This is a genomic window from Winogradskyella litorisediminis (assembly GCF_042675765.1).
GTDB classification, from domain to species: Bacteria; Bacteroidota; Bacteroidia; order Flavobacteriales; family Flavobacteriaceae; genus Winogradskyella; species Winogradskyella litorisediminis.
On sequence record NZ_JBHTJL010000009.1, the window covers coordinates 482,566 to 498,621 of the forward strand.

Sequence of the window (16,056 nt, forward strand, 5' to 3'; positions counted from 1 at the left end):
AAAAAACCCATAACGATATTTAAAGTTCTTTAAGCGTTATTTTTAGTTAATATTCACTCTTATTTTTGCAAGTGGATTTTTGGAAGAAATTTTCCAAATCTGAATAAGATTCATGAACAAAAAACAAACTCATTTTTACGCTATTGGTCTCAGCTACAAGAAGGCAGATGCCGAAGTTCGTGGTCATTTTAGTTTAAGTGATGCCGCCAAAACTTCTATTTTGGAGCAAGCAAAAACTGCTGGCATTGAGAGTTTGTTGTTGGTTTCTACTTGTAACCGTACCGAAATTTACGGTTTTGCGGAGAGTCCTTGTCAACTTATTGAATTGCTTTGCGAAAACACAAAAGGCACTGTTGAGGAGTTTAGACAAGTTGCTTACATTCATAAAAATTCTGAAGCTATTGCGCACATGTTTCGTGTTGGTTCTGGTTTGGATAGCCAAATTCTTGGCGATTTTGAAATCATTGGTCAGCTTAAAGCTGGTGCACGCCGTTCAAAAGAGTATGGGTTACTAAATTCTTACATTGAGCGTTTATTGAATGCTGTGATTCAAGCAAGTAAACGTATTAAAAATGAAACTGAATTATCTTCTGGAGCAACTTCGGTTTCTTTTGCTTCTGTCCAATATATCATGAATAATGTTGAAAAAATTTCGGACAAAAACATCCTTTTGTTTGGTACTGGAAAAATTGGACGTAATACTTGTGAAAATTTAGTAAAACACACAAAAAATCCGCATATAACTTTAATCAACAGAACAAAAGATAAGGCTGAAGCTATTGCAGGTAAATTTAATTTAGTTGTAAAAGATTATACCGATTTACAGTCTGAAATAAACAATTCGGATATTGTAGTTGTAGCTACTGGCGCGCAACATCCAACGGTTTATAAATCTCTTATTTCAAGAGAAAAGCCATTGCTGATTTTAGATTTATCAATTCCTAAAAACGTTAACGAAGACGTTAAGGAACTAGACAATATTACGTTAGTTCATATGGATGATTTAGTAAAAATCACCGATGATACTTTAGAAAAACGTAAAGCATTCATACCTGCTGCAGAGCAAATTATTGCGGAAATTACATCAGATTTTAATGCCTGGTTAGATACTTTAAAATTTGTTCCAACTATTCAAGCCATCAAGCACAAATTAACGGACATAAAAAATCTTGAAGTTAACAATCAGCGCAAAAAGTTAGATAACTTTAACGAGCAGCAAATTGAGTTGGTTACCAACAATCTTATACAGAAAATTACTAATCAATTTGCACACCACTTAAGAGAAGATTCAAATACTTCGGACGAAAGTTTAGAGCTTATCAAAAAAATATTTCAGTTAGAAACCACCCAAAATGTCTAAAATTATTCGCATTGGCACACGCGACAGCCAGCTCGCTATGTGGCAAGCAAAAACTGTTCAATCTCAATTAGAACAACTCGGTCATAAATCCGTTCTAGTGCCTGTGAAATCTACAGGTGATATCGTTTTAGACAAGCCTCTGTATGAGTTAGGCATCACTGGAATTTTCACAAAAACATTAGATATTGCAATGCTTAACGGCGATATTGATATTGCTGTGCATTCGCTTAAAGATGTACCGACGGTTTTACCTAAAGGTATTGTACAAGCTGCTGTTTTAAAACGCGGAAATATCAACGACTGCTTGGTTTTTAAGAAGAATGAAGAGTTTATGTCTCAACGTGATGCAATTATTGCAACAGGAAGTTTGCGTCGTCGTGCGCAATGGCTTAATCGCTATCCAACACATACAGTAACAGATTTACGTGGTAATGTAAATAGCCGTTTAGAGAAGTTAGAAAATAACGATTGGAATGCTGCTATTTTCGCAGCTGCAGGATTGGGACGTTTAGGTATAAAACCTGAAAACTCTATCAATTTGCATTGGATGATTCCTGCGCCAGCACAAGGTGCCGTTATGGTTGCTGCATTGGAAGAAGATGAAGAGACACGCGCTATTTGTGCAGAAATCAACCACAGAGAAACAGAAATTTGCACCGGTATTGAGCGCAAATTTTTAAATAAACTTGAAGGTGGTTGTACCGCACCAATAGGCGCCATTTGCTATATCGACAAGAACGAAGAAGTTAATTTTAAAGGTATTCTCTTAAGTAAAGATGGCACGAAAAAAATTGAAGTTGCTAAAGTGGTGCCGCTCGGAAAACACGATAATCTAGCCGAATTTTGTGCAGATTACGTCATCGGAAAAGGCGGAAAAACACTTATTGACCAATTGCAACGCAGCGAAAAAGACATTAACATATATTCAACTAAAACACTTACTGAAGACCAAAAGTTATTGTTTCATAATGATGTGAATTCTAAGAGTAATGATGCTATAAAAATTAGTCTTAACCGAATTCCGAAAACTGTTGTTAGAAACGAAATTAAGAATGTGGTCATCACAAGTCAAAATGCTGTTGAGGCGTTATTAACCAATTTTTCAGCGCCAGAATTACAATTCAAAAATATCTATTGTGTTGGTCGAAGAACCAAACGAATGATAGAAAAACGTATTGGAAAAGTCACGCACATGGCATCTAATGCGAAAAAATTAGCAGAACATTTAGTCGATTTTATTGATGGTACAGAAGTCACCTATTTCTGTAGTGATTTACGTTTGGATGATTTACCAAGTATATTAGCTGAAAATCACATTAAGGTCAACGAAGTTGAAGCTTACCAAACTAAATACGACGCTGTAAAAGTTGAACAGAATTTAGATGGAATCATGTTTTACAGTCCATCTACGGTTGATAGTTTTTTAAAACAAAATAAAGCAAATGGTATCGCCTTTTGCATTGGTGAAACCACAGCAACCGTTGCTCGCAAACATTTTGAAGATGTGCGCGTAGCGAAGGTGCCGACTGTGGAAAGTGTAATTGAGTTGGTGAACGAACATTATATTTAAGCCCATCTTAATCTTCCCGAAAGGAAGAAACTGATGTGGAAAATGAGCTTGTTTGAAAAGTAAGGTTTTTGATTTTGGATAAAGTCGAAAACTATACTAAAGTTTAATTAAAAAGGACTAATAAATTCCCTTTCCTTTGGAAAGGGTTAGGGATAGGAATGATTAAAAACGATTTATTTTTAAGAGCATTAAAAGGAGAAACTGTTGAACGTCCGCCAGTTTGGATGATGCGTCAAGCTGGGCGTTACTTGCCTGAATTTATGGAAATTAAAGCAAAGTACGATTTCTTTACACGTTGCCAAACACCAGAATTAGCTAGTGAAATTACGGTACAACCAATCCGTCGTTACGGCATGGATGCAGCCATTTTATTTTCTGATATATTGGTGATTCCGCAAGCCATGAATATAGAGGTGCAAATGAAACCTAATTTTGGGCCGTATTTACCGAATCCTATTCGCTCTCAAAAGGATGTTGATAACGTAATTGTCCCCGATGTCACAATAGAGCTAGACTATGTGTACCAAGCCATAAAAGCCACAAAAGAAAAACTAAATGACGAAATCCCGTTAATTGGTTTTGCTGGCTCACCATGGACTATTCTTTGCTATTGTGTGCAAGGACAAGGTTCTAAGAATTTTGATAAAGCTAAAGAATTTTGTTTTACAAATCCAATAGCAGCGCATGGATTACTTCAAAAAATTACAGATACGACGATTGCCTATTTAAAAGAAAAAGTAAAAGCCGGTGTTAATGCCGTGCAAGTTTTCGATTCTTGGGGCGGCATGTTATCTCCAGTAGATTATCAAGAATTTTCGTGGCAATACATTCAGCAAATTATCGATGCTTTAAAAGACGAAACACCTGTAATCGCTTTCGGAAAAGGTTGTTGGTTTGCACTTGGAGACATGGCAAAATCAGGTGCATCTGCACTTGGTATAGATTGGACATGCTCAGCAAGAAACGCACGTTATTTAACGGGTGGAAACATTACGCTTCAAGGTAATTTTGACCCAACACGATTATTTTCGCCTCCATCTGAAATCAAAAAAATGGTCACCCAAATGATTAACGAGTTTGGGAAAGACAAATACATTGTAAATTTAGGTCACGGTATTTTACCAAATATTAGTCTAGATAAAGCCAAGGCATTTATTGATGCAGTAAAGGAATATAAAAGTCCGCAATAGCGTAACACTTTACCTAATTTTGCGTCATATAATTATTAACTATTTCTTTTGTTTTTTGAAGGAATAAGTAGAAAAATTATGATTAGAGACATCTTCAACGGACTACAAGTCTATTCTGGCGCTTACAGTTTAATTTCAAAACTAAAACTTTGGAAATACTTTGTTATTCCAATGTTACTTAGTTTGGTTGTATTTATTCTAATCTTTGTTTCGGCTTACGGTTTATCAGATAATCTTGGCGAATGGATGGCTGGCGTTTGGCCTTGGGAATTTGGAAGCACGACTTTTACTGTGATTTCAACATTTATTGCTGGCATCATGATTTTCTTTTTGGGCGTATTCTTGTTCAAACATATTATTATTGCCTTGTCATCTCCTTTTATGGGTCCAGTTTCAGAGAAGATTGAAGAATATTATACTGGAAAACCTGCAGAAAATAAAATCAATCCAACATTTTCAAAACAACTCATTCGTGGACTAAGATTAGGAGCTAGAAATCTTTTTAAAGAATTGCTTTACACCTTACCTATTTTACTTTTAAAATTTATTCCTGTTGTAAATATTTTTTCAACTGCATTATTGTTTTTGGTTCAAGCCTATTATGCAGGTTTCGGGAATATGGATTATACATTGGAGCGTCATTTTACGTATCGTGAAAGTGTAGATTTCATTAGAAAAAACAGAGGTTTAGCCATAGGCAACGGTATTGGTTTTATGCTATTGCTTTTAATTCCTGTTGTTGGTGTTGTACTTGTTCTTCCTTTAAGCGTAACTTCAGCTTCTGTAATTGCGGTCGATTTATTATTTGATGATGATGAAGGTGAACACATCGGTTTTGAACCATTCGAAATAATAGAAAACACTTAATGATAGCAACGTTTAACGGTTTCGAAATTAATCCTATTCATAATGGTGATGCTTGGAAAATTTGCGATTTATGCGTTGCAAATGCAGACCGTTTTAAACGCTATTTTCCAAAGACGTTAGAACAAAATCTCAATCCTACTTTATCTCAAATATTTGTTGATAACAAGGTGAAAGCCTTTCAGAATAAAACTGAATTTCTTTTCACTTTAAAACAGTCTGAAACTAGAAAACTAGCTGGTTTAATTTACATCAAAGAATTAGATTGGGACAAAAAACAAGGCGAGTTTGCCTATTGCATCGACTATAATTTTAAAGGCAAAGGTTTGATTTCTCAATCGATTAAAGCGCTTTCAAAATATGCTTTTGAAGAATTGGGGTTGGAAACACTTCAAATTATTTCACATAAAACAAATATGGCAAGTATAAAAGTTGCTGAAAAAAATAACTTTAAGTGGATAAAAATGCTTAATAAATCTTATGCACCGCCAGGCGAAAAAGCTCTAAATATGGAGTTGTTTGAATTGTATAAATATGAAAGATAAATTTTACGAATACATACAAAATCTACAAGACCAAATCACGTCTAGATTAGAAGAAATTGATGGTTTAGCGCGCTTTAAAGAAGACCTGTGGAATCGTCCTGAAGGCGGTGGCGGAAGAACGCGCGTCATTGAAAACGGTCGTGTTTTCGAAAAAGGTGGTGTAAACATTTCTGCGGTTCATGGCGAATTACCTAAAACTATGCAACAGCATTTTGGTGTAAAAGACGCAAACTTTTTTGCTTGCGGATTAAGTTTGGTTTTACATCCTAAAAACCCAATGGTGCCAACCGTTCACGCAAATTGGCGTTATTTTGAAATGTATGATGCAAACGAAGAAATAGCCGACCAATGGTTTGGTGGCGGTCAAGATTTAACGCCGTATTATTTATTTGATGAAGATGCCAAACACTTTCATCAAACCTGTAAAACGGCTTGTGATAGGCATCATCCAGAATTCTATCCAAAATATAAAGCCAGATGCGATGAGTATTTCCACAATGCACACCGCAACGAAGCTCGTGGTATTGGCGGTTTATTTTTTGATTATTGTAAAGCAACAGACGACATGTCGATGAAAGATTGGTTTAATTTTGTAACAGAAATTGGCGATAGCTTTTTGGACGCTTATGTCCCTATAGTAGAAAAACGTAAAGATTTAGATTACAGTCAGGAGCAACGCAATTGGCAAGAAATCCGTCGTGGTCGTTATGTGGAATTTAATTTGGTCCACGATAAAGGCACATTATTCGGACTTAAAACCAATGGAAGAATTGAAAGTATTCTTATGAGTTTGCCACCACATGTGCAATGGGTTTACGACCATCAACCACAAGCTGGTAGTGATGAAGAGCGATTGATAAATGTGTTGCAGAATCCAATTGATTGGGCTTAATTAATTCCAAATAGTGACGTCTTTAAGATTGTCTTGCAACTCGTTACTATGATGAAATAGTCTTGCTTTCAACAGAATACGTCTCCCTTCGGGTTGTCTTGTAAAAATCAACTGGCTTTTGCCTACAAAACGATTCCAGTTTCTATGAAAGCGTTCTGCGTCTTTTTTATTTTTTCCGAACACATCAGGAACAGGATAAAAATTTTCAACATTCAATCCTCTTTTAAAAAGATTGGTATTTACTAAAATATATCTCGGAGATTGAGGGACTTCTAAAACTTCAGAAAGGGTTTTTAAAAAGAAAGATTATTCGTAATTAGTTGCGCCTTTAAGTGTGCAATTTACTGCGCCACCGTAGGTTTTTTCAGAATGGACTTGTACGTTTTTTTTATTTGTAATAAATATTCCTATTTCGTCCATGGTTTGTAAAATAGCTAAACCAATTCTTTTAATTTTTGTATGTAAAAACCCATGACGCAAATAATAAACAACGAGTTTATATAGTCGATAACCAAAATAAAGAACAGCTATAAAGCCAATAAACTTTATAAAAGACGATAGCTTTTGATTGATCGTAAGTTCTAAAATTGTTGCTAATGCTGGAGCCAAAAATATAAACAGAATGAGGAATATTTCTAAAACCACCAATTGCGTTGCTTTAGCGAAAAAGACGCTGCGTTGCGCTTTAAATTCTGGTTCTTTATAATCTTCAAGCTGAATTTGTCGGGTCAATTTCGTGCCTCTTCCAATAGATTGTTTCCATTGAAGATAAGTCTCAGTTCTGTGTGCTGAATAATTTAAAGTTTCAGCGTTTAAATCATCAACATCTTCAGAATTTATAGTTTCAGGAATTCCTAAACGCTCGTAACCATCGCTAATAAAAGGAATCGTTGTATTCGTTATTCCTAAAAATGCAGAAAAACGACGTTTTAATAACTCGACTTCTTTTCCGCCGTGAATATCCGTTGGGTCAATACAAGCTAAATGCCAAATGTTACTCGTCTTTTTTGAATTATTTGCATCTATTCTAATCGCGCGACCGCGCATCTGATTTGAAGACACAAACGACCCAACAAAAGATGCCAAAATAAGACTGTTTATTGAAGGCGCATCCCAACCTTCGCCTAATAAGGCTTTTGTACCGATTAGTACTTTAATAATTCCTTCTTCGAAGAGTTGCGTCATAATGCTCACAATAGCTTTGCTTGAACTATTAGAAACATTTACTTTTACAAAATCTTCATCACTTTTTAATGGCGAAAAGTTGAAAAATTCTTCGCCTTTTAAACCGTTTACCGCACGAATTCTAGAATGATGTATAATAACCAAACTGCCTGTAAGCACTGCCAAATCTTTATTACTTATAGAACTTGTTCTGATGTAATGAAATATTGGTAGCACACCAATTTTATCAATATACATAACATCTTCGGCAGATGTGTTTAAAAATTCTTTTCTGATATAATCGGTAAGAATAACACAACTTAAATCGTCTTGGAGCGATAAACGTTCGGCATTTACAATTTCAACGATGCTTTCTAATTTACTTGGGCTAAACGCTAAAGACCTGTATAAAGTTTCGTTTCCCGTAAGATTGACTTTATTTTTTTCGAAGCCGTGTAGTCGTCTTAATTTCTTTTCTAAATCTGAAAGAAAATCTTCATGTTCAATCAAATTCTCACGTTCTTCAACCAAAAGGTTTTGCAAAAGTATTTCAAACCAATGCAGGTCTAATTTTGGTAAACGAATTTTATCAAACGTTTCGATTCCTAAAACTTGCATTTTCTCTTTGTTAATTCGAATACCGACTTCATTTAGAGCAATTAAAATTGAAGAAAAGAAAGCGGTATTCGAATAGATTTCGTCGAGATAATCCTGCGGATTTTGATATAGCCGATAGGCTTTCAGCAAGTTTATAAAATTCTCACTCAACAGAAGATTCGACTTAAATTCGGCAATATTATTTCTGTAATCGTTTATAAAATTCAGCTCAGAATCATAAGGTTTTGAGAAATAGACAAAATCTTGATGTGGACTCAAATCATTTTCCCTAATTAAATCGGGCACACAAATTTCGTCATCAACTTCGCCACATAGTGTAAAGTATTTGTTGATTTCAAGTCGGCTACTATCATACGGCGGCGTTGCGGTTAACGCCACAATAAAAAACGGATAGCTCTTTTTTAAGGCAATCAGGCAAGTCCACCATGCATTTTTTAAATGATGTGCTTCATCAAGCACAATGGTTTCGATATTATGTTTTTTGAAAAATTCTAAGAAGTCATCTTTGTTTTCAAAAGATTTATAAAACGAATGTAAAGACTGATACGTCGAAAATGTTATAGTATTCGGCGTTTTAATATCTAATGAGGTCTCTAAAAAAGGCGTGTCGTCCGTAAAAAAAGTCTGAAGTCTATCTAGCCACTGATTTCTAATAGTAATCGTCGGAGCGAGCACCAGTGTTTTTTTACCTAATCGTCTTAAAATTTCAATACCAAGTATAGTTTTTCCTGAACCTGGCGGCGCAATAACATGAAAATGCTTATCTGCAATATGACTGTAGAAATTTTGAAGAAGTTTATCTTGATAGCTTCGCCATGGAAACCGAAACTCTAAAACACGGAACGCATCTATCAATAGATTGTGGGTTTAAATGATTAAATTTGTGAGCACTAAAAATAAGCATATTCAACCGTTATTTTATAAAAAACTATGTTCCCAATAAGACGAAACCGAAGACTAAGAACCAATGAAGTGATAAGAAGTTTGGTAAGAGAAACTATTATCTCACCAAACGATTTTTTGGTACCGCTTTTTATTATTGAAGGTAATGGCATTAAAGAAGAAATAGCATCAATGCCAAACTATTACCGCTACAGTCTAGATTTACTAAAAGATGAAGTAAAAACACTTTGGAGCTTAGGTTTAAAGTCGGTATTACTTTTTGTAAAAGTTGAAGACGCTTTAAAAGATAACAAAGGTACAGAAGCGCTAAACCCTAACGGATTAATGCAACGTGCTATAAAAACCGTTAAAGACGTTTGCCCAGAAATGTTGGTAATGACCGATGTGGCGCTTGACCCATTTTCGGTTTATGGGCATGACGGTATTATTGAAAATGGAAAAATAATTAACGATGCTACAGTTGAAGTTTTAGCCGAAATGAGCATTTCTCATGCCGAAGCTGGTGCCGATTTTGTGGCACCAAGCGATATGATGGATGGTCGTATTTTGGGCATTCGTGAAGCTTTGGACCAATCTAACTTAATCGACGTTGGTATCATGAGTTACTCAGCAAAATATGCATCTTCATTTTATGGGCCATTTAGAGATGCTTTGGATTCTGCGCCTGTGGATATTCAAAATATCCCAAAGGATAAAAAAACCTACCAAATGGATTTTGCCAATCGTGAAGAAGCCATCCGAGAAACCGAAATGGATATTAACGAAGGTGCTGATATTGTTATGGTAAAACCAGGATTATGCTACTTAGATATTGTACGTGATATTAGAAATAGTTTTGATGTACCAATTGCTGTTTACCAAGTTTCTGGCGAGTACGCAATGCTAAAAGCAGCCTCAGAAAAAGGCTGGCTAGACCATGATAGCGTAATGCTAGAACAAGTGACGTCAATAAAGCGTGCTGGCGCTGATATCATCGCTTCTTATTTTGCTAAGGATGTTGTTAAATTGATTTCGTAAATTAGCGCTAACTAATTCAAAATTCCATTAATGGGTTTACTCATATTTTACGCGCTTATATCTATTTTCTTTTCATTTTTATGCTCTATTCTCGAGGCTGTTCTTTTAAGTATTACACCTACATTTCTCAATCTAAAAAAGAATGAAGGCAAAGCCTATGCTTCAGACTTAGAGAGTTTAAAAAAGGATGTTGACAGACCGCTAATCGCCATACTAACCTTAAACACCATTGCACATACTGTTGGTGCTATTTTGGTTGGTAAACAAGCCGAAACACTTTATGGCGATGGTGATAGCTACGGTGTTTTTATCGTTTCTGCGGTAATGACGTTTTTAATTTTAGTAGCTTCAGAAATTATCCCGAAAACCATTGGCGCAACCTATTGGAGAGGTTTAGCAAACTTTACAACCAAAGCATTGCATGTATTGATTTTTCCTTTGAAATGGACAGGCATTTTGTGGCTTATGCAACTCACTACAAAACTTATTGGTGGCAAAGGGCATGGTAGTGTTTTAAGTCGTGAAGGTTTTGTTGCCATGACAGAAATTGCTCACGAAGAAGGGGTTTTTGAAGAAAGTGAAAGTAAGGTTATTAAAAACTTACTTAACTTTAAAGATGTACAGGCTAAAGATGTTATGACGCCTCGAACAGTGATGAAAACCGAAAATGAAGTCATGACTGTTGAAGATTTTTTCAATGCTAATTCTAACATTCGATTTTCTAGAATCCCAGTATATACAGAAAACTCAGATAACATTTCAGGTCTAGTTCTTAAAGACGACGTTTTTAAAGAAATGGCATTTGGTAATGGCGGAAAATTATTATCAGAATTAAAACGGGATATTATTATTGTTAATAGAACATTACCAATTCCAAAATTGTTTGAACAATTAGTCGAAAGTAGAAATCACATGGCTTTAGTTGTTGACGAATACGGTTCAGTAAGTGGTTTGGTAACTATGGAAGACGTTATTGAAACACTTCTTGGTCTTGAAATTATGGACGAAAGTGATAACGTTTCTGACCTTCAAATGTTAGCCAGGAAAAGTTGGGAAACACGAGCCAAACGCCTCGGCATTATTGAAGACGAGAATACTGACGAATAAATGAAAACCTGCACCATCGAATTGCCATTAGGTCATGCCACGATTTCTGGTGATGCTCATGGTATTTCTTCAGTTTCTATTGGTGATACCTGTCAAAAACTTTCAGAAATTATCCCAAAAGATTTGTTAGATTGTGTAACGCAACTCAAAGCCTATTTTAGAGAAGAACAGCGGCATTTTGACTTAAAACTAAATTCTTTAGGCACTAATTTTCAGAAAAAAGTTTGGCGACACTTACAGCAGATTCCTTTTGGAAAAACCTGTTCGTATTTAGATATATCAAAACAATTAGGAGACCCAAAGGCTATTAGAGCTGTGGCTAACGCCAATGGTAAAAATCCACTTTGGATTATAGTTCCATGCCATCGTGTTATTGGAAGCAACGGAAGTTTAACTGGCTATGCTGGTGGTTTACATAGAAAACAATGGCTCATTAATCACGAAAGGCAGAACAAACAACAAATGCTGTTTTAACGATGGAAATGAAACGTTACAAATGGACAGAAATTATCTCTTTGGTAGCCTTTACTATCATCACTTTAATTGCACTTAAAGATGGTAAAATTACCATGTTTTATCTCATTTATTTGTTTTGGATAGATGAATTTATAAAAACCATTTTCGACCTCATAAACTTCTATTTCAATAGAAAAAACATAGAAAATCCTGAAGTATATAAACAACTCAGCCATTCGAGATTTTTTATGTTATTTATTTATTTGATATTTATTTTGGTGTTTTTTGGTTTAATGATTGATTGGAAAACCGAAGATGCAGTTATTACAAATTTTAGTATTATTTTCTTTAAAAATTCGCTTTTTAATCTATGCGTGTTTAGCTTTTTGCTTCGGGAAGTTTTTCATTTTATATCGTACAAAAAGGCACTTAATGCACCAGCACATTCTATCTTTTCTAAAGGACTCATCACGCTGCATGTTTCTTTAATTTTAGGCGTATTTCTATGGGCAATTATTAACGGAAAAATGGGCAACAATCCAATAGAATTTGGCAGTTATAAAACTATTGTTGCTATTGTTCCATTTTTATTAATTAAATTGATTTTTGAACTGCTCGAAATCAAAAATCGTTTTGCTGAAATTAAACAAACCTATAATTAATTTTTTATATGAAATTCCTAAAAAAGCTACTTAAATTCCTAGTCATATTCTTTGGATTGTTAATAGCTATTCTCTACATCACTGATACAGATTATTTACTGAAAGCTGTAAGAACAATTTATTTAAAAGGTCATACCACAGCTTATTTAGAAGATTACAAACACTTCGATAACCAAGAAATTGAAGCCAGTAATAATCCGCAACCTTGGCCAAATCATATTGATTATAATTCAGCTAAAGAAACAGACCGTTTAGCAAAAGCCAATAAAGATTGGGGAACGATTGCTTATGTCATCATAAAAAATGACAGTATTTGGTTTGAAAACTATTACGATGGGTTTAACGAAGATTCAAAATCCAACTCCTTTTCAATGGCAAAAAGTTATGTGTCTGGCTTAATGGGGAAAGCCATTATGGAAGGTCATATAAAAAGTCTAGACCAGCCTGTTTGCGATTTTCTTCCTGCATTTTGCGATGGTAAAGCAGCGAAAATGACCGTTGGCGATTTAAGTAGTATGGCTTCTGGCACCAATTGGGACGAAGCCTATTATTCACCATTAAGCATTACAACACGTGCTTATTTTGATGACGATTTGGCCAAAGTGATGAACGGTCTTAAAGTTGTAAACCAACCTGGACAAGCCTTTAAATACGCAAGTGGCGATACGCAAATGCTCGCTATGATTATTGAAAAAGCCACAGGCAAAAAACTATACGATTATTTTGAAGAAAGCTTTTGGAAACCACTTGGCAGCGAAAACGAAACCCTTTGGCAAGTTGATAGTGACGACCACGATTTGGTAAAAGCCTATTGTTGTATAGCCAGTAATGCAAAAGACTTCGCGCGTTTTGGAAAACTCTACAAAGACCATGGAAAATGGAATGGCAAACAGATATTAGATTCGGCTTTTGTGGCTAAATCTGTAAAACCACGTTTTCCTGAAAGTCCAGAATATGGTTACGGTTGGTGGCTTAAAAATCATCTAGGAAAAGACTTTTTTATGATGCGCGGACACTTAGGGCAATACGTTTTTGTACAACCGGAAGACAATGTTATTATCATACGTTTAGGCCATCAAAAATCGCCAGATAATCTCAATGCTAAAACTTTTACAGATGATATTAGTTTGTATATTGAAGAAGGTTATAAAATGCTTGAGGAATAACAGATTTTCTTTTTGGTTGAGCTCAGTCGAAACCTTAAAGCTGTGATTACTAAAACCTCTCGAGTACGCTTGAGGAGACAGCATTTTTTGTATTTTACAGCATAATTAGAATTAGCTCCTTATGAAATACCTAAAACTCCTAATAATCGCAGCCATAACCGCAGCCGTTTTTTACGGACTCAACAACAAATTTGGAGAGATTCCTGCGTTAGGAAAATTCCTCGCACCCAACCAAGGCATTTGGCAAAACGAAGGTGATGAAATTACCACTGGTGAGATTGCCATTAATGGTTTAGAAGATGTTGTGACCGTGCATTATGATGCACAATTAATTCCGCATATTTTTGCAAAAAACGATACAGATTTATACAAAACCCAGGGTTACATTACGGCAAAACACCGTTTGTGGCAAATGGAGTTTCAAACCTATGCTGCAGCTGGTCGATTATCTGAAATTATTGGCGAAGGTGCTTTAGATTACGACCGCCAACAACGCAGAAAAGGGATGCTATTTGGTGCAGAAAACAGTTTGAAAGAAGTAAAAAAAGACCCAGAAGCTTTAGCATTACTTGAGGCATACAGCAATGGTGTTAACGCTTATATTTCAACCTTAAATCCAGAAAATTATCCTGTAGAATATAAATTATTAGGTTACGAACCCGAAGCTTGGACCGTAGAAAAAACTATGCATTTATTGATGTATATGACAGATATGCTTTGTGGTGGCGATGACGATTTGGAGTTTACAAATACCATTAGGAAATTCGGGAAAAAACGTTTTGATTTACTATTTCCAGATTTCTATAACATCATCGATCCAGTAATTCCTAAAGAAACGGATTGGAATTACATCGATACAAAAATGACCGAAATTCCAGAAAGCGAAATGGCAGATGATACCATTTCGGTAACGGAAATCATGACCAAACCACATCCAAACAACGGCAGTAACAATTGGGCGGTTGCACCTAAAAAATCTGCGACAGGAAATGCTATTTTAGCCAGTGACCCACATTTAGGTTTAAATCTACCTTCCATTTGGTTTGTGATGCAATTGTCTACGCCAGAACATAATGTTTATGGCGCCACTTTACCAGGTGCTTTGGGCGTAATTATTGGTTTTAACGAAGATATATCCTGGGGCGTGACTAATGCTACACGAGACGTAAAAGATTGGTATAAAATCGATTTTAAAGATGAAAGTCGCACTGAATATAAATACGATAACCAATGGAAAGAAACGTCATTGAGGCTTGAAGAAATTAAAATTAAAGGCAAGGAAACCTTTATCGATTCAGTATTTTATACACATCACGGTCCAGTAAGTTATGACCAGAGTTTTAAAACCGATAACGAGCTTAAAGGGTACGCTATGAAATGGGCTGGACATATTGGGCATAATTTTACAGATTTATTCTTCAAACTGAACCGTGCTAAAAATTATAACGATTATAGAGACGCCATAAAAAATCACGTTGCACCAGCACAGAATTTCATTTTTGCATCAAAAACTGGAGATATTGCAATGTGGGTTCAAGGTAAATTCCCAAATAAATGGAAAGGCCAAGGCAAATTTTTAATGGATGGTAGTAACCCTGACCATGACTGGAAAAGTTTTATTCCTTCAGAATATAATGCCAACACAAAAAATCCTGAGCGTGGTTTTGTAAGTTCTGCTAATCAGCATCCAACAGATTCTATGTACCCGTTTTATGTTTTTAATGATGGTTATGATACCTACCGTTCGCGAATTATAAATAATTTTTTAAGGTCGAAAGAAAAGTTGAATATTGAGGATTTTAAAGATTTACAAAACAATAATTTCAACTTAAAAGCAAAGGAAATTGTGCCATATTTAATTGAAAATTTAGATGCTTCAGAATTAAATAAAGCCGAAAAAGAGGCTTTATCCATTTTGAAAAATTGGGATTTTGATAATCACATTGATAGTAAAGCGCCAGGTTTATTTTCGAGTTGGAATAATAGTCTTTACAACCTAATCTGGGATGAGTTTGATGTTGAAGAAAATAATCTTGCTTATCCATTCACCTACCAATATATGTATATGTTGAAAAATCATCCTAACGATGAATTTATGGATGTTTTGGATACGCCAGAGAAAGAAACGGCAAAGGATTTAATTCAGCAATCCTTCAAAGAAACCGTTGAAAAATTAAACAAATGGGCTGAAAAAAATGGCGATTACGATTGGGCAAATTATAAGAAAACTTATGTTGGGCATTTGCTACAAGCGTTACCAGCGTTTTCTGTAAGAAATATTCCTATTGGTGGCGACGGAAACACCGTAAACGCCACGACTCGAAATCACGGACCTTCATGGCGAATGATTGTAGAAATGGGTGATAAACCAAAAGGTTTTGGTATTTATCCAGGAGGACAATCAGGAAATCCAGGCAGTAAATATTACGATAATTTTATTGACGATTGGGCAAAAGGAAACTATTTTGAAATTAACTTTTTGCAGTCTGAAAGTGACTCCACTTCAATCCAATCTACACAAACTTTAAAGCCAGCTAAATAA

14 protein-coding genes are annotated in these 16,056 nt (G+C 35.3%); 12 read left to right on the forward strand and 2 right to left on the reverse strand.

Features of this window, described 5'->3' with window-relative positions; all coding sequences use genetic code 11:
* Nucleotides 1-112: 112 nt before the first annotated feature.
* From hemA to hemF, 6 genes are all read left to right on the forward strand, one after another.
* Entirely contained in the window at nucleotides 113-1,360 is a 1,248-nt protein-coding gene (hemA, locus tag ACFQ1Q_RS04440; RefSeq protein WP_386128388.1) for a glutamyl-tRNA reductase, read from the forward strand.
* A complete protein-coding gene (gene hemC, locus ACFQ1Q_RS04445; RefSeq protein ID WP_386128390.1) occupies nucleotides 1,353-2,930 on the forward strand; it encodes a hydroxymethylbilane synthase in 1,578 nt (525 codons plus the stop codon). The genes hemA and hemC overlap by 8 nt, the downstream gene beginning before the upstream one ends.
* A 158-nt stretch (nucleotides 2,931-3,088) precedes the next feature.
* A complete protein-coding gene (gene hemE / locus ACFQ1Q_RS04450; protein ID WP_386128392.1) occupies nucleotides 3,089-4,120 on the forward strand; it encodes a uroporphyrinogen decarboxylase in 1,032 nt (343 codons plus the stop codon).
* 78 nt (nucleotides 4,121-4,198) lie between these two features.
* Nucleotides 4,199-4,987, forward strand: a complete 789-nt coding sequence (locus tag ACFQ1Q_RS04455) for an EI24 domain-containing protein (protein WP_386128394.1) — start codon at nucleotides 4,199-4,201, stop codon at nucleotides 4,985-4,987.
* Complete coding sequence (locus ACFQ1Q_RS04460; RefSeq protein ID WP_386128397.1) at nucleotides 4,987-5,529, forward strand: GNAT family N-acetyltransferase; 543 nt, start codon at nucleotides 4,987-4,989, stop codon at nucleotides 5,527-5,529. Before ACFQ1Q_RS04455 ends, ACFQ1Q_RS04460 begins: the two co-directional genes overlap by 1 nt.
* Nucleotides 5,519-6,421 carry an oxygen-dependent coproporphyrinogen oxidase gene (gene hemF / locus ACFQ1Q_RS04465; RefSeq protein ID WP_386128399.1) on the forward strand — a complete coding sequence of 301 codons (903 nt, stop codon included), beginning with the start codon at nucleotides 5,519-5,521 and terminating at the stop codon, nucleotides 6,419-6,421. Before ACFQ1Q_RS04460 ends, hemF begins: the two co-directional genes overlap by 11 nt.
* Here hemF and ACFQ1Q_RS04470 read toward each other — a convergent pair whose 3' ends face one another.
* Both ACFQ1Q_RS04470 and ACFQ1Q_RS04475 read right to left on the reverse strand, forming a co-directional pair.
* A complete protein-coding gene (locus tag ACFQ1Q_RS04470; protein ID WP_386128401.1) occupies nucleotides 6,422-6,637 on the reverse strand; it encodes a hypothetical protein in 216 nt (71 codons plus the stop codon).
* 90 nt (nucleotides 6,638-6,727) lie between these two features.
* Complete coding sequence (locus ACFQ1Q_RS04475) at nucleotides 6,728-9,058, reverse strand: DEAD/DEAH box helicase family protein (protein ID WP_386128403.1); 2,331 nt, start codon at nucleotides 9,056-9,058, stop codon at nucleotides 6,728-6,730.
* 75 nt (nucleotides 9,059-9,133) lie between these two features.
* On the opposite strand from ACFQ1Q_RS04475, the gene hemB reads away from it, so the two are divergent.
* The 6 genes from hemB to ACFQ1Q_RS04505 all read left to right on the forward strand — a co-directional run bounded on the left by hemB (nucleotide 9,134) and on the right by ACFQ1Q_RS04505 (nucleotide 16,056).
* Nucleotides 9,134-10,123, forward strand: coding sequence for a porphobilinogen synthase (gene hemB, locus ACFQ1Q_RS04480; protein WP_386128405.1), 990 nt, complete (start codon nucleotides 9,134-9,136; stop codon nucleotides 10,121-10,123).
* Between the two features lie 30 nt (nucleotides 10,124-10,153).
* Nucleotides 10,154-11,230: a CNNM domain-containing protein gene (locus ACFQ1Q_RS04485; protein WP_386128407.1), complete on the forward strand. Its 1,077-nt coding sequence runs from the start codon at nucleotides 10,154-10,156 to the stop codon at nucleotides 11,228-11,230.
* Nucleotides 11,231-11,704, forward strand: coding sequence for a methylated-DNA--[protein]-cysteine S-methyltransferase (locus ACFQ1Q_RS04490; RefSeq protein ID WP_386128409.1), 474 nt, complete (start codon nucleotides 11,231-11,233; stop codon nucleotides 11,702-11,704).
* Between the two features lie 8 nt (nucleotides 11,705-11,712).
* Nucleotides 11,713-12,348, forward strand: coding sequence for a hypothetical protein (locus ACFQ1Q_RS04495; RefSeq protein ID WP_386128411.1), 636 nt, complete (start codon nucleotides 11,713-11,715; stop codon nucleotides 12,346-12,348).
* Nucleotides 12,349-12,356: 8 nt separating this feature from the next.
* Nucleotides 12,357-13,514, forward strand: coding sequence for a serine hydrolase domain-containing protein (locus ACFQ1Q_RS04500; RefSeq protein WP_386128413.1), 1,158 nt, complete (start codon nucleotides 12,357-12,359; stop codon nucleotides 13,512-13,514).
* Nucleotides 13,515-13,635: 121 nt separating this feature from the next.
* Nucleotides 13,636-16,056 (forward strand): penicillin acylase family protein, encoded by a 2,421-nt coding sequence (locus tag ACFQ1Q_RS04505; RefSeq protein ID WP_386128415.1) that lies wholly within the window; start codon nucleotides 13,636-13,638, stop codon nucleotides 16,054-16,056.

What these genes read in the sequence shown, in the direction of transcription:
- hemA (WP_386128388.1), top strand. Translation starts at nt 113, where the DNA reads ATGAACAAAAAACAAACTCATTTTTACGCTATTGGTCTCAGCTACAAG.
- hemC (WP_386128390.1), top strand. Translation starts at nt 1,353, where the DNA reads ATGTCTAAAATTATTCGCATTGGCACACGCGACAGCCAGCTCGCTATG.
- hemE (WP_386128392.1), top strand. Translation starts at nt 3,089, where the DNA reads ATGATTAAAAACGATTTATTTTTAAGAGCATTAAAAGGAGAAACTGTT.
- ACFQ1Q_RS04455 (WP_386128394.1), top strand. Translation starts at nt 4,199, where the DNA reads ATGATTAGAGACATCTTCAACGGACTACAAGTCTATTCTGGCGCTTAC.
- ACFQ1Q_RS04460 (WP_386128397.1), top strand. Translation starts at nt 4,987, where the DNA reads ATGATAGCAACGTTTAACGGTTTCGAAATTAATCCTATTCATAATGGT.
- hemF (WP_386128399.1), top strand. Translation starts at nt 5,519, where the DNA reads ATGAAAGATAAATTTTACGAATACATACAAAATCTACAAGACCAAATC.
- hemB (WP_386128405.1), top strand. Translation starts at nt 9,134, where the DNA reads ATGTTCCCAATAAGACGAAACCGAAGACTAAGAACCAATGAAGTGATA.
- ACFQ1Q_RS04485 (WP_386128407.1), top strand. Translation starts at nt 10,154, where the DNA reads ATGGGTTTACTCATATTTTACGCGCTTATATCTATTTTCTTTTCATTT.
- ACFQ1Q_RS04490 (WP_386128409.1), top strand. Translation starts at nt 11,231, where the DNA reads ATGAAAACCTGCACCATCGAATTGCCATTAGGTCATGCCACGATTTCT.
- ACFQ1Q_RS04495 (WP_386128411.1), top strand. Translation starts at nt 11,713, where the DNA reads ATGAAACGTTACAAATGGACAGAAATTATCTCTTTGGTAGCCTTTACT.
- ACFQ1Q_RS04500 (WP_386128413.1), top strand. Translation starts at nt 12,357, where the DNA reads ATGAAATTCCTAAAAAAGCTACTTAAATTCCTAGTCATATTCTTTGGA.
- ACFQ1Q_RS04505 (WP_386128415.1), top strand. Translation starts at nt 13,636, where the DNA reads ATGAAATACCTAAAACTCCTAATAATCGCAGCCATAACCGCAGCCGTT.